At 65.8% G+C, this 14,693-nt stretch carries 6 protein-coding genes and 2 pseudogenes; all 8 read right to left on the bottom strand.

Translation table 11 applies throughout. The features are described from left to right. Positions 1 to 494: pseudogene (locus tag AB4Z27_RS22350) on the bottom strand (hemagglutinin); the annotation flags it as partial. A 62-nt stretch (positions 495 to 556) separates the two neighbouring features. Next, positions 557 to 721: pseudogene (locus tag AB4Z27_RS22345) on the bottom strand (DUF2846 domain-containing protein); the annotation flags it as partial. A gap of 21 nt (positions 722 to 742) precedes the next feature. Continuing rightward, a complete protein-coding gene (locus tag AB4Z27_RS22340; RefSeq protein ID WP_441645287.1) occupies positions 743 to 1,381 on the bottom strand; it encodes a hypothetical protein in 639 nt (212 codons plus the stop codon). A 285-nt stretch (positions 1,382 to 1,666) separates the two neighbouring features. After that, positions 1,667 to 1,921 carry a MafI family immunity protein gene (locus tag AB4Z27_RS22335; protein ID WP_441645286.1) on the bottom strand — a complete coding sequence of 85 codons (255 nt, stop codon included), beginning with the start codon at positions 1,919 to 1,921 and terminating at the stop codon, positions 1,667 to 1,669. Between the two features lie 7 nt (positions 1,922 to 1,928). Beyond that, entirely contained in the window at positions 1,929 to 9,650 is a 7,722-nt protein-coding gene (locus AB4Z27_RS22330; RefSeq protein ID WP_441645285.1) for a two-partner secretion domain-containing protein, read from the bottom strand. A 61-nt stretch (positions 9,651 to 9,711) separates the two neighbouring features. Next, positions 9,712 to 10,518, bottom strand: coding sequence for a peptidyl-prolyl cis-trans isomerase (locus AB4Z27_RS22325; RefSeq protein ID WP_441645284.1), 807 nt, complete (start codon positions 10,516 to 10,518; stop codon positions 9,712 to 9,714). An 11-nt stretch (positions 10,519 to 10,529) separates the two neighbouring features. After that, positions 10,530 to 12,284, bottom strand: a complete 1,755-nt coding sequence (locus tag AB4Z27_RS22320; protein ID WP_441645283.1) for a ShlB/FhaC/HecB family hemolysin secretion/activation protein — start codon at positions 12,282 to 12,284, stop codon at positions 10,530 to 10,532. Then, positions 12,269 to 14,659 (bottom strand): filamentous hemagglutinin N-terminal domain-containing protein, encoded by a 2,391-nt coding sequence (locus AB4Z27_RS22315; RefSeq protein WP_441645282.1) that lies wholly within the window; start codon positions 14,657 to 14,659, stop codon positions 12,269 to 12,271. Before AB4Z27_RS22315 ends, AB4Z27_RS22320 begins: the two co-directional genes overlap by 16 nt. Positions 14,660 to 14,693 lie beyond the last annotated feature (34 nt).

The raw sequence follows: 14,693 nt of genomic DNA, 5'->3' as shown, positions 1-14,693 counted from the left end.
GCCACGATCTGGCCGATGATGCCGAAGCCCTTCTTTTCCTTGATAAACCGGGTGTGGATGTCGTCCTGGAGCGTGTCCTCGGTGTAGTTCAGCCCGAGGCTCTCCTTCAATTGCGCCACCAGCGCCGCGCTGGCTTCCTCGTCCACGGTGCCGTCGGCACGGGTGATGCGGAAGGCGTCGTTCACTGCGTGGATCGTGCCGGCGTCGATGTCCATGCGCATCGCCGACAGGAACCCGCCCGGCTGCACCACCGCGCCCGTCACCACATTCCAGCCGCCCTGCGCCTTGTACGCATTCGTGYCGATGTCCACCACGTTCGGGCTCAGGTCCAGGCTGCCCGCCTTGACCTGGAGCAGATCACCGGCCGTGATCTGGCCGCTGTTRCGCAGTTGTCCGTCGATGTCCAGGCTGACGTTCTGCCCGCTGATCGYGCCGCCGTTGGGCGTCGCCAGCGCCTGKRCGTAGCCGTCCGGCAGGTAGACCTGATAAGCCAATCAGCTAAGGGCGCAACGCCTCAGCTTGGAGGGTGCCGGAGCCTCCCTCCCAACACTTCCTATTACTTCGCRGCCGTCTTGACCTGRTCGCCCGTATAGCTCAGCGACGMGAGATCYTCYTTTGCTTTTTCCGGCGTCTTCAGTTCCAGTACCACGCGACCCACCATCAAGCCCATCGACGGCGAGCTGCGCACGTACTTGGTTTCCCCGGAATCGAGCACAATTGACACATCAACCTTCGTTCTTGGTTACTCAAATTCTGCGCAAAATCTGAGGAAGGCGTTGATCAGATCCGGTTGCGTCTGGTTCGCGATATTCGAAGAGACGAACCGTTCAGCGCAGTAGGCATACGAAACGCCAAGCAAATCTTCGATCTCAACTCCATCTCCCGCGATGAACGAGACATTGTCACCGTCCGTATAGACCATGAAGCGCTCGTTGTCCGGCCAAAGGAAAGTTGAACCCCAATATGGCAAATTGTTGGGCGTTGTCTCAAATAGTTGATTTGGATTATCAACGGCTAAATCGAGCTTCCGGGTAGCTACTGTGACGGCTGAGAAGTCGGGCGCATACTCCCACTCAGCCTTTTCGAGCGYCGCGACGTTCAGAACGTTACTTTGGTTTTGCATACAGAACACGCGAAGTCTTGCCAACAGTTCAATCTGCTCTCCCCTTTCCGTTTGCAACGACCGGAGATCTCCCTCCCACAGCGGTATTACGGCCCATCGGCGCTCGCGCAAAAAAGCTCGTGAGAAGAATGCGAGGAATCGTCCGTCGCCATCACTCTCACTCAATCTTCCACGCGACATACCGTGGATACRGACGCTGTGGGCGATAAACCGCAGCGTAGCCATGTAATCGGCAAATGTATTTCTATGCTGATTCATAGGTCAAAACCTGATCTTCATCTGACTATTGCGTCCACTCGGCCGACTAAACTGGATGCTAGGCGCACTTGTGGATTTGCTCACCGGATAGAGTGTAGCGGTGATCCGTCCGTTCCGAGGCAAACCTTGATATCTTGGCATACACGAATGCAAGCTCATGGAATTCCCAAAGCCGGGACACAGAACTTAATGTCTCTCGGTTATCCAGGCAACCCTTTCAGAGGATGAAAGCTGGATAATGATCCGGCGTGTAGAAGACCTCCCGAGATTCCCCCAACACCTAGGCTATTCACTTGCTCCGTCCAGATTAGCTATGGACATTCCCATAAGGTCAGCAGCCGTCCGCATGCGAGATTTTAAATCAGGTGAAACCTCAATCTGATATTCGATCAACTGCGCATATAAAACCTCTAGCGCAACTCCAGGCTCGCCATGATCGAGTAGCTCCCGAACATTCTTCGGCGTGTCGTCAGGAAAMGCTGATGCCACCTCGTTCAGTACTGTTGCAATAATCGACTCTGCGTTTGAATGCTTACTCATTTCGGCCTCATTGCTTTGGGTATGCTGTAATGATTCCCTCACCGCGAGGTTCCACGATGACACGAACCTGCACCCCGTCCCGCACGCCTTCCACAGCCCACCGGACAGGGGCGCCTTTTGAGGTGTAGTCAGCCCCCGCCTTACCTGTGAGTTGGGTCCATTTCGCTGTCGGATCCGTCGCGAGATCCGATACATTGTGCATGATTTGGCTTTCTGTCCATACGGACGGAAAGGTAGTCTTCCCGGGAGCCCCCGGCCATAAATGTCCACCACCAGTGGCATCTCCCAAAAGAATATGTTGGGTACGTTGCTGGCTGGCCAGATTTACAAGATCCGCTTCGGACGGCACTCGGCCTGCGGCTGTTGGTCTTGGCCCACGGGAACTACCACCTCCATCCGAGTCCACCCCGGTGACACCTTTAATCGCTCCAAAAAGGGCAACATTGCCAAGAATAGATTTGGCAACGAAAGCATCAATAGGATTCGTCGGGTCGCTTGTACCAAGCTGGAATCGCAGCAGTGCGTTGTCGATCTGTGTGGCGGTATAGCCTTTACTCTGCGTATTGTTCGCACGGATCAAGAAATCCCGAGCCGCAACGTTGGTGTCTTGGTGCGCCAGTGCCTCCCCATACGCCTGCTGATACAGACCTCGCTCCTCCTGCCGTGCAGATACACAATCTGCATTGCCACCGCACATGSCTGCGATCTTTGCATCGCTCAGCACTCCGACTTGCGCCTCCAGGAAGGCGGCGTTGGAGCGGCAGGACACCGGATCGACACACTCGCCCAACGCCTTTACATTGGCCTGAAAACGAGGATCCTTAACGTTCTGATATCGACTCGTAGCGTTATTGATCGCTTCATTCTGTGCCGCCAACCCTGCCGAATTGACGTCAGCACCCAGAAGCGCGCCCGCAGCCCCGCCTACAAGCGTTGCCAGACCGACGGTAACCGCCAGCCGAATTTTGTCGTCACTGTAGTTGAGTACTGGGCTATCGGCATAGACAACATCCCGAATCAACGGCGCCGCAATAGCGCCCGCCGCGCCGCCGATCGCGCCTCCTGCACAATCACCACCCGTCAGGCTTTGCGCAGCGCAACCCACCAGCGCATGTCCCAATACGTTGGTCAGGATCGTCGACGGATCCGAGCCCGGCATGCCAATGCCCGGTGCATTCACACCAATGCCGTTGGCCCCGAGCGCCGCCGCATCCCTTACCAGCCCACCCGTAAACGCCTGCCCAAAACTCCCGCCATAAGCAATCGTATTCACGCCAGCACTGACCGCTGAGCGGACGACGGTTGCCTCCATGTAATTGACGACACTATCCTGCATCGCCGCCCAATTACCTTGGGCAAGATTGTCGCCAAAGCTACCAATACCGGTGTCACCGAGGTTAAATCCCGCTGTAATGCCTCGGGTCGCCCCAGCTGTCATGCCAGACACAACGCCCGCCTTCAGCGCCGCGCCGATGTTCAACGAACCGGTTGTGATGACCTGGGTCACCATGCTCGACAGCGTGGCCGAGATGGCTGCATCGATGGCCACGGCAATCATCGCCTGGGCGATCGTCATCTGGGCCATGGCTACGCCCATCAGCGCCGCCCCCGCCCCAGCCGTAACAATCGAGATCGCCACCGCCGCGACCATCGCCACAATCTGGCCGATGATGCCGAAGCCCTTCTTTTCCTTGATAAACCGGGTGTGAATGTCGTCCTGGAGCGTGTCCTCGGTGTAGTTCAGCCCGAGGCTCTCCTTCAGTTGCGCCACCAGCGCCGCGCTGGCCTCCTCGTCCACCGTGCCGTCGGCTCGGGTGATCCGGAACGCGTCGTTCACCGCGTGGATCGTGCCGGCGTCGATGTCCATGCGCATCGCCGACAGGAACCCGCCCGGCTGCACCACCGTTCCCGTCACCACATTCCAGCCGCCCTGCGCCTTGTACGCATTCGTGCCGATGTCCACCACGTTCGGGCTCAGGTCCAGGCTGCCCGCCTTCACCTGCAGCAGATCCCCCGCGGTGATCTGGCCGCTGTTGCGCAGTTGTCCGTCGATGTCCAGGCTGACGTTCTGCCCGCTGATCGTGCCGCCGTTGGGCGTCGCCAGCGCCTGGACGTAGCCGTCCGGCAGGTAGACCTGCGGCACCAGCGCGTTCACGCTGCCGCAGGCCGTGCTGGCCACCGTGCAGCGCGGGTCCGGGACGGCCTGCTCCACGTACCAGAGCATCGGCTTGTCCAGCGCGTGCACCTGTTCGTCAGTCAGCGCCGTGCCCAGCGCAATGCTGTGTTCCTTGGCGTAGTCAGCCGCGTTCTTGTACAGCGCCAGCTTCTCCTGGTCATCGACCGAGAGATTGTTCTGGCTGTCCCATGCCAGCCCGCTGACGAAGCTGTCCTGCCCSGTCTGCTGCARSGCGGCCTGRTTSARCTTCTGCGATTCGGTGTACGGGTCGTAGTAGAACGTGACGTTGCCCGGCCGCAGTTCCGGCGGCAACTGGCCCAGCAGGCTATCCGGCGTCACGCCGGCCAGCACGCCCGTCGCCGGGTTCGGGTTGACGTATTGGGCACGGCCGCCGGTGTTCGTCGGCGCTGTCAGCGGCGTGCCGTCCGGCTTGGCGTTGAAGTGCCAGTCAACGGTGGCCGGCCCACCCGCCGTGGGCGCGGCAGGCGTCGCCACGATGACTGGGGTGAATTGCCACGGTTCGGTCGGGTCCGGTGTCGGCGTCGCGGGCGGCAGCGAGCCGGCCGGCACCGGCGGCGGGCCGAGTGAAATGACTTGAGTCGGCGGGGCCGCCGGGGGCGTCGGCTGGTTCGGGCTTGTGATGCCGTTGACCATCGCGGCGCCGGTGATGTCCACCGCCGCACCCAACAGGTTGCCGGTATTGACGATCTGGCCGCCCGAACTCACGGACAACGCATTGCCGGCCTGGATACCCGAGGCAATGTTGCCGATGGCGGCCCGGCCGCCGGTATCGTGCCAGCGGTCGCCGCCGCTGCGGTCTTCCTGCCAGCGACCAACCCAGTCCGCATTGAGCGCGATGGCCGTGTTGTCCACGCCGCCGGTGGCTTGCACGCTGACATTGCGGCCGCCGCTGATCAGCGCGCCGTGGTTGTTGACGCTGCCGCCCTGAATGAAGACATCGCGCGCGCCACTGATGACCGCCGCCGGCCCTGCCGCCGCGTCCTCCATCGCTGAGCACTGGCTGTTCCCATAGGTRCCGCCGGGGTTGCAGCCGCCCGCATAGGACGGATTCTGGCCACCGTAGCTCTTGCGCAATTGCACCGGGTCGAGCGAGGTGTTGACCAGCGACGCCGCCGTAATCGACACATCGCCCGAMAGCGACTGGATGGCGCCGGCCTGGTTCGTGACCGTGCCGCCCGCCGTGATGTCCACGTTGCCCTGGGCGGCGAGCGTGCCGCTAAGGTTCCTGACATTCGCCGCGTTGATGGTCAGCGTCTGGCCCGCCGCCACCGTGCTAGGCGTCTGCTGCCACGTGACGGACTGGACCGTCGGCGCGCTGTCGTCCGGGCAATCGGCACCCGGCACGCACCCCTGGCGGGTAGTCACCTGGATGTCATGGACGCCCTGGTTGGTAAACGTGCCGGGCGTGGTAATGGTCACCTTGCCMGCCGCAGCCAAGTCCCCGGCATTGGTCAGGTCACCGGTGCCAGTCAGGGCGAGGTTGCCCCCCGCCGTGATCTGGCCGGCCTTGCCAAGCTGGTAGATGGTCGAGGACTGGGTGGGCGCGCTGACAGCTGAGTTATCTGCGGCCGTTCCAATGTTCATCGGAAACGCCGTCACCGGCGGCGCGCCACAGTTATCGCCCTGGCAACCCGGCGAGGGGGTGCCAAACACCGTCTGGGTCGTGCCGGGGATGGTCCCGTCTACACGCTCCCCAATGCTTTTGAGCTGCGCGAGGAACGCGCTCAGTTCCCCCGCATTCACTTGGTCCGTCACGCTGCTGACCAGCGTGGCGGATCGGCCGTTGTCGAGTGCCCCCACGTTCAGCGTCAGGTCACCGCCCGCCGAGATCGCGCCACCCTTGTTGGAGAGCGATGTGGCGGCGATGTCGAGCTTGCCCCGGCTGATGATCTGGCCGGCCACGCCATCCGTCTGGCTGACGATGGTGCGGTCCACCGTGGGCAGGGCCAGCAGCGGATTCCCCGGCACGGGTGCGTTCGGGCCCACGTGCCACATGGGCAGGTAGACCACGCCAGCGTCCCCGCCGCTGTAGTACGGCACATAGCCGATGACCGGTGAAATCGACGTCCCATCGGCAGTCCGGGTCAGATCGCCAATGCGGATATCCAGCGGGTTGCCGAGTTCATTGCCGGTACAGGCGTCGCAATAGCCACCAGCCAATGGCCGATAGCTGCCGATCACTGTCGAGTCCAGCAGCGCGTCGTTCGTCACCTTGCCGGTCGTGCTGCCGGCATCTACCGGTCCGGTTCGGTCATTGACCACCACCCCGGCAGCGATATGCATGTCGCGGTTCGCTCCGAGCACGCCACCGGTGTTCGACACCGTCCCGGCAATGTTGACCTTCACGTCGCGGTTGGCCTGCGTCTTCGCGCCCGTGTTGTCGTAATTCGAACCCGTGACGACGATGTCGCCCAGCGCCTCCGCCACGCCACGGTTGGTCACGTTGCCGTCCAACGCGAGGTTACCGTTGGCGTGCATCGTGCCGGTATTGGACAGATTGCCGGCCGACAGCGAGACATTGCTGCCGCCCACGATCTGCCCGGTGTTGGTCAGCGTACCGCCCGTGGCCAGCGACAGGTCGCCGGCCTTCTGGATCGTGCCGCTGTTGGTGATGCCCTGGCTGGCATTGAGCACCACGCTGCCGCCCGGCACGGTCCAGGTACCGGTATTGTTGATGGCCAGCGCGCCCAGCGTCAGCGTGCCGTTGGCGTTGAGGCTGCCGGTGCTCGTTGCCGATGGGTCGAAGACCTGGTTCAGCGCGTTGACCGTCAGGTTGTTGCCCGCCAGGATCTGACCGCTCGCGTTATTGAAACTGCCGTTGCCGCCCAATACCGTGAAACCGAGATTGCCCGTCAGCGGGCTCTGGCCGGTCAGGTCGCCCGCGAACAGCGTGCCGCCCCGGTTCGCGGCCAGGGTGCCGGCGGTTACGTCGAGGCGCTGCGCACCGGCGATCAGCCCGTACGCGTTGTCGAGCGCCCCGGTCACGGTGGCGTCTACGGTCTGGCCGCCGATGGTGCCCCGATTCGTCAGGTTGCCGACGTTGAACGCCGCCGCGTTGCCGGCCATCGTGCCGGTATTGATGACGGCACCACCGCCCACGCTCAGGGTCTGTACCGCAGCGGTGACACCCTGGTTGACGATGGTTGCCCCGCTCAACGAGACGTTCGTGCCCGTGCTGTTCCCGGACAGGGTCAGCGCGCGCGTGGCGCCAGCGTCCAGCTTGCCGTTCACGGCGTTGCCGTGGCCGGTGGCCSCCGCGCCGATCGTCACGTCATTGCCGCGCAGCGTGGCGTCGCCGCCAATCCACGTCAGATCGCTCACTTTCGCCGAGCCGCCCGCCGCCACGCCGAGGTTGCCGCCCACGAGCGTGCTTCCCGACATGGTCACGTCCTGCGCGCCGCTCACCGTGGCGTTGCCGAGGCTGGTCAGCGCGCCGCTGACCGTCGCTGATCCGCCCGCAGCCGTCAGCGTCGTATTGCCACCGCTGGACAGGCTGCCCGCCACGACGGCGCTTCCGCCGGCGCCGATGTCCGCCGCGCCATCGCTGGTCAGGGCACCCTGGATCGCCACATTGCCTTGCGTCGCACGGATGCGGGTGTCGCCAGCACTTTGCGCCTGGCCGCCCACGGTGACGTCGCGGGAAGCGGTCAGCGTCAGGCCCGCGTTGCTGCCGATCTCCCCGCTCGTGCTGATRCTGCCGTTCTGCGCCGTCACGTTCAGCGCGCCGGTGGACAGCACCTGCCCGCCCAACGCCGCGTCTGTGCCGGCCGTCACCGTCAGCGTGCCCGGCGACACCACGTTGCCGCTGGTGGTCACGCTGCCAGTGACACCCGTCAGCGCGACGTTACCCGCCGTACTGCCGGCGGCGCCGCGAATCGTCAGGTTGCGTTGCGATGCCAGGTCGAGGTCTCCGGCCGACACCGCGTTGCCGTCGATCAGGGTGTCGCGTGCCGCCTGCAACCGGATCGCGCCCGGCGACGTCACGTCGCCGCCGAGCCGAATATCACCGCGCCCGTCCTGCCCCGCCGCCTTCACGAGCACGGTGGCGCCATTGACGGCGCCGCCAACGTCCACGCTGGCAGCGGCATCCAGCGTCACCGCCTCCGCCGCCTTCACGCCGCCGGCGCCGTTGATCGCGCCGCCAGCCGTGACGGTCAGCGCCCGACCCGACTCCAGCGTACCGCCCAGCGTGACATCCCCACCCGCCTGAGCCGTGTAGCCCGCCTCTGCCTGGCCGTTGCCCGACGCCACGATCGCGCCGCCCGCGTTGAGCGCCGCCGCCTGCTTGGCATAGGTGCTGCCTACTTTGAGATTGCCAGCCGAGTCGATGGTCAGATTGCCGGCCGATGCCGCCAGGTTGCCATCGGCGCGCACGCCCACGCCCGCCGYCGTGCTRATGATGTGGATCTGGCCGGCGTTCATCGCRCCAAAYGCCGTGGCATCAATCGCCAGCCCGTTGCTCGCGCTGGAATTGGAGGCGGCGCTATTCGCCCCGGCGGCGGCAGTGGTAAAGCCATCGCCCAGCGGCGTTACCAGCTGGCGGCCGGCCACCACGTTGATCTGCTTGCCCGCGTTCAGCGCGGCGTCAATGCCGATCGACTCGCCAATCAGATTGATGTTGCCGACCGTGCCCTCGATGCCCGTGGCAGCGCTGCCCGGGTTGGGATTGCCGATCTGGATCCTGCCGCCTTCCACCAGGAAGCCCGCCGTGGCGGCGGTGTCGAAGCTCGTGRTGGTGCCGGCAGCGGACAGCCATTGCGGCGTGCCGGTGGTCAGCGTGACCTGGCTGGTATTGGTGAAGCCCGCGCCATTGGTGTAGACGCCGCCGGGCGCGGCAATCACGAGCCCTGCCGCCGCACCGAAGATCTCCACGGTGCCGTTGATCTGCGCCGGCGCGCTGCTGGTGACCTGGTTGACGATCAGCCGCGCCGGCCCCGACGCGGCCAGATTGGCATTGCCGGCAACCTGCCCGCCCAGGAAAGCGCCACCGCCGGTCGCACTATTGTTCAGGATCAGGCCGATGGGATCGACGACAAACGTGCGGTACTGGTTGAGCGAGATGCCCTGCGCGTTCGGCTTGGTGATGCCGACGACCGGTACGCCGCCATCGGGCGCACCGGGTCCCGTGGTCACGGAAATCGATGGCGTAAAGCGCACCGGCGCGTTCGGATCGGTAATCGGCGCGGCCAGCGCCTCCGCCGGGCCAAAGCGCAGCAGCACCGGCAGCTTCGACACGGCCCAGCGCAGCAGCCCTTGCCGCACCGCGCCGCCGTGCACGGCCAGTGCATCGACCTCCGTCGCCCCCGCCGCCAGCGCGCCCGCCGCCTGCCGCGCTTGATGCAGSGTGATCTGCACCGGCCCAAGCCACAACGTGACGGCCACCGTCGCCGCCACCGCCCGTGCAAGCAGGCTGCGCCGGCCCCGCTCGGCCAGCGAAGCTGGCTCCCGCGTATCCGTCGGGACGGTCGCGGCGGTCGGGGCGTGAATGTTCAGGGCGTGGGCGGACGGCGTGGCCGAGCGGTCGCGTTGCATGGCGTTCCTACGAKTTCTTCCAGGGGGCGGCAATGACGGGGTTACTGACGATGGCGGCAGGTCACTGGGTGATCTTTGCCTTGGTCAGCAGGCCGGTGACCAGGGCCACCGTGGCGCGCTCGAGCGCCTGCGCCTGCAGTGCCTGCCGGATCCCCGGCGCCGCCGCGTCATACGACGGCACCTGCGTCGGGCGCAAGGCGTCCACCTTGACGAGGTAGCGACGGGCGTTCCAGGTCACGGCGTTTGGGCTCACCCCACCCGCCGGCAGCGTGGAAATGGCCTCGGCAATCGGCAGCGGCAGGCTTTGCGTATGGCCTTCCTGCGCGGGCACCTTGAAGCTGATCCAGTCCAGCGCCCCGCCACTGGTGCGGGTGGGTGCCAGGCTCATGTCTTGGGCAACCTTGGCGAAGTCCTCGCCGGCCTTGATCCGTGCCAGCGCCTTCACGGCCGCCGCATCGTCGGCCAGCTCGATCACACGCGCCTTGTACTCCATGGCGCCCAGCGACGCCGCGATGGCGTCGTACCGCGCGCGGACCTGCGCATCGGTCACCGGCTCGGGCTTGATCCGATCCTTGAGCCATGCCTGCGTCAGGATCTGATTGCGGGCCTCCCGCAGCTGGGTCTGCACCTCCGGGCGGGCTTCCAGCGCCTTGTCCTTGCTGGCTTCCTGCCGGAACAACTCGCGCGCGATCAACTGCTGCTTGATCGCCTCGCGCGACTGAGGCGTGTCTGGCAGGCCAGCCGCCTTTGCTGCCTCGACGATGGCGGCATCGGAAATCGTCACGCCATTGACCGTTGCGGCGTGGGCAATATGAAGGCCGAATGCCAGAACGACGCCGGCAGCGAGGCGGGAGAGAATCGGTTGCATGGTTTGGGTTCCTAGTAGATCCAGTTCAGCGTGGCCAGCAGGACGGTCCGCTTGGGGCCGAGGTTCGCGGGCTGGGCCAGTGGCGCGCCAGCCAGCAGTTCCCCGCTCAGGGTCTGGCCGGCCCATTGGGCCGACAGGCGAACGCCTGCCCCGGCGCCAGCCACCGCTTGCCATTGGCGGGTGGCCACGTACTGGGCCTCGCCGCCGTCGAGAAAGAGATAGGGTTCGATGCGGGTGCCGGCCACGACGGGCGCATTGGCCCAGGCCAGTTCGTTGCGCAGATAGGCGCCGCGATCCCCGGCAATCACGCCTTCCCGGAAGCCGCGCACGGTGCTCATGCCCCCGGCGTAGATCTGCTCGGAGCCGAATAGCGCGACGTTGGTCCATTGGCCCGAGAGTTGGGCGCGCCACGCGAGCACCGCCCCGCCGCCCACCGGCGGGAGCGGCAGTTGCAGCGTRGTGCTGGCATCGAGCTTGTTGAACTGGGCGTGCGCCTCGTCWTGGCGGATATCGGACGGATCGCGCGTGGCGTGCAGTGAGGTCAGGCCRCGCGAGTACCCGGCGTCGGCTGTCACGTAGCCCTGCATGCCATTGGCGGCAAAGCGCCACAGGCCGTTCCAGCCGGCGCGCAGCACGGTCAGCCGCTGCGGATCGAGTTGCAGGTTGTTGATTTCGCGCTCGCTCTTGCGCCACGTCAGGGTCAAGTCGAGCGCCTGCCGGCCGGTCTGACCGCGCGTGATCACGCGGTTCCAGCCGAAGGTATGACCGATGCTGCGGCCGTAGAGCAACGCCGTATCACSGATGGTGTTCTGGTACTCCGACAGCGATGCCGTGTAGCTGAACGTGTTGTAGCCGAATGGCAGCGCCGCCGAGGCCACGGCGGCATTGGTGTCGGTCGTGCCGACATAGCTGGCCGAGAACGATTCCTGCAGCCCCAGCGCGTTGTCCGCATCCATGCCGAGCCGCGTGCGGGCGATGCCTGTGCTGCGGCTGCCGTAGTTATCCACGCCGGCGTTGAACCGGAAGCGGTCGCCGGGCGGATTCGTCAGCGCCACGACCGACCCGCCCGGGGTCTGGCCCGGCAGGATCTGCATTTCCGCGCGATTGCGGCGCAGGCGGTTGATCTGGTCGACGCCCTGTTCCAGGTCGGGCAGGCGCAGGGTGTCGTCTGGCGCCGGAAACTGCCAGGCCGTGCCGGCATCCGTCACCCAGCCGCCACCCACCGTATCGAACAGTGGCGCGCTGCCAGGCCGGAGCGTGCGGCCATTGAGCTGGAGGGCTTCCACCTTCCCCGTCACGACGGTCACCACCAGCACCCCGCTGGCGAGGTTCTGCTCGCCAAGGTAGGCGCGCGTGGTGATGTAGCCACGGGCCACGAACGCCTCCGTGAAGCGGCGCAGGAGCAGGTTGATCCGGTTCGTGCCAAGCGCCCGGCCGACGAAAGGTGCGGTAATGGCCGCGACTTCGGCATCGGCCAGCACCGTGTTGCCCACCACATCGATCCGTGCGATGTCGAAGGTGGCCGAAGTCTCCGCCACGTCCTCGACGCGCGCGTCGGGCGCCACCACGACGCCACTGTCGATGCGGGCCGGCGGCTGCGTCGCCTCGTGCTCGAGGTCGCGCTGGCGCTGCTCCCGCAGCAAACGCTGGGCGGGGTCTTCCGGAACGATGGGGCCCGGCGGCAGCGCCTGCGCCCAGGCCGCCGTGGCGGCCGTCCAGGCTGCCGCCCATGCCACTGCGTGCCGGGTGCTCATCGCCATGCCCATGACGTCAGCCCCACATGGCTTTCGATGCTGACCGGGTCCTGCTGGCGGGGCCGCACCACCGTGGTGTTCCCGGCCACCGTCACGTCACCGTCCAGGCTACCGCCATCGATCACGGCGTCGCCGCTCAGGCGCGTGCGGCCCGTGGCCATCCAGCTTCCGCCCACGTCCATGGCATAGAGCCGCGCCCAGGTGTCACCGAAGAACACCTTGAAACCGCGGTCCCGGGCGATCGCCGTGTAGCCGGTAACACCAGTGGCATAGGTGAGCGGCGCGTTGACCGTGAGGTCGCCCACCGCCAGCACGCGCCCGCCGATGTTCTCGGCCACGCGGCCCGCCGTGATGTCGATATCGCCGYCGGCGGACAGCAGCCCRCCGCTGACRGTCGTCGTCGAGGACGCCGAAGTCCGGCACACGATCATGCACGTGCGCGAGAGGTGCGCGGCGCCGCTGGTGACGCCTTCKGTCCGGAACGTGTCGGCCGCCTTGATAACGATCGATCCGTTGTTGGCGTAGATGTTGCCCCCGGTATTGATCACATTGCGCCCACTCAGCGTGGTGCCGGTCTCGGAAAGCAGGTAGGCGGTCTGGTCCGGGCGGTCTACCGTCCCGTAGTCGATATCGAAGGTATTGCCGCGCTTCGACAGCACCAGCCAGCGCCGCCCGGAGGAGGCGCCGATAACGGGCTGTTCGGCGTTGGCGCCATCGGACTTGGTGATGGCGTTGACGAGGTCGCCGGCGGCGGTCACTTCGAGCCGGGCGTTGGACAGCATCCGCGCGTGGCGGTTGATGACGTCGCCGCCGGCGCGCACCACGACGTCGTCGTTGACGCCGAAGAGGATGGCGAGGGAATCGGGCGTCGATTCGTTGCGGAGCGAGCCTCCGGTTTGCACCGTGACCGCGCCGAGGGACGCCGCCGTATCCTGAATGCGCGTCTGGCCCTGCACCAGCGCGCCCAGGTTGACCATGTCGCCATCGGCCTGCACGAGCACGCCACCGCTGCGGGCGACGACGGTGGACTGACGTGCTGCCGACTCGAGTTCGATCGATCCGGCGTGCAGCCTGATGTCGGTGGCGGCCAGGATGTCGCTGTCACGCAGGGCAAAACGCCCGGCGGCGTCGATGTTGGCGGCGCCGCCCACGGACGTCAGCACCGTTCCATCGAGTGCCACGTCATGGGCGCCGACGATCAGGTGCCCGCCTGCCGAGGCGCGCGTGCCGGTCAATTGCATGGCCGTGCCCGCGTCAAAAAGGCCGATGCCGCCGCTGGCATCGAGCGTCGTATCGGCCAGCCGTACCGGTTCGGTATGGACCTGGCCGCTGGCGCCGATCACGATGTCCCCGGCTCCCTTGGAGCCGGCCCGGATCGCGGCATTGGCCAACTCCACCCGGTCTGAAGCCACCGACACATGCCGCCCCGCCTCCACCGTTCCCGTGCCCCGCAAGCCACCGCTGGCTACCACCACGTCGCGATTGGCCTCGATACGGCCCGATGCGAGCCGCAGGTCGCCGCTCCCCGACACAACGAAATCGCCGGCGGTCGCATAGGCCGCGCCAGCATGCCGCACGCCGGCGCCCTGGTCCGTCACCATCAGTTCGATCCGGCCAGCCATCAGGCTGCCTGCGGCCGTGATATCGAGCGCAATGCCATTCGCCGGGGTGGCGGACGGCGCGCTGTAGGCAATCCAGGGGGACAGGTTGTCGGTTGGGGAAACGCTGGCGTCGATCTCGGCATGGCTGTCACCCACCACTGCGCGGACGCGCGCGTTGGCATCCGCATACAGGTTCTCGACCTTGCCGGCGATGCGCAATTGCTTGGCGATCAGCCCCAGGTTCAGCAGCGTGCCGGACAGCCCGCCGGGGCCAATGTCGATGGCGCCCTGACGCGTATTCAGCACGAGGTTGCGCTGCAACTGTCCGTTGACCGTGAAATCGTTGAACGTGACCTGCCCCGTGGTCAGCGCCAGGTTGCCCATGTTCCGCACCACCATGCCGTTGACGCTGATGCCGTTGGGATTGGCGATCACGACGTTCGCGCGGGGGCCCAGCACGCTGAGCTGGCCCTCGAGCAGGGACGGATTGGTGCCGGTGACCTGGTTGAGGATGGTGCGTGCGCGCGCCGCCGCGTTGTCGAGATCGACCCCGGCACGCGGCACGTTGAATTCGCGGTAGGTATTGGTGGAAACGCCGCCCACGGCGCCGGCCACGCCGACCGTGATGCGGCCATTGGCGCCCGTGACGGCCGTGGTGGCAGTGCCGCCGTCCGGCACAACGCCGGCGGCAAGGCAGTGCGCGGCCAGTGCGAACTGGCTCAGACCCGTGACCCATCCGGCCACCCCACGCGGCAGCCAGGCAAAATTCCCCCGTACTCGATACAACGACCTGCTCCCTTCTTTCTTATCCTGTGCTGCG

The sequence above is a fragment of the Cupriavidus sp. KB_39 genome (assembly GCF_052114485.1).
In the GTDB taxonomy this organism is placed as follows: domain Bacteria; phylum Pseudomonadota; class Gammaproteobacteria; order Burkholderiales; family Burkholderiaceae; genus Cupriavidus.
The sequence above is the reverse complement of the archived record's forward strand: the minus strand, read 5'-3'. Positions and strand labels throughout refer to the sequence as shown.

Excerpts from the sequence above, each read along its gene's own strand:
- AB4Z27_RS22325 (WP_441645284.1), bottom strand. The coding sequence starts at position 10,518 with ATGCAACCGATTCTCTCCCGCCTCGCTGCCGGCGTCGTTCTGGCATTC.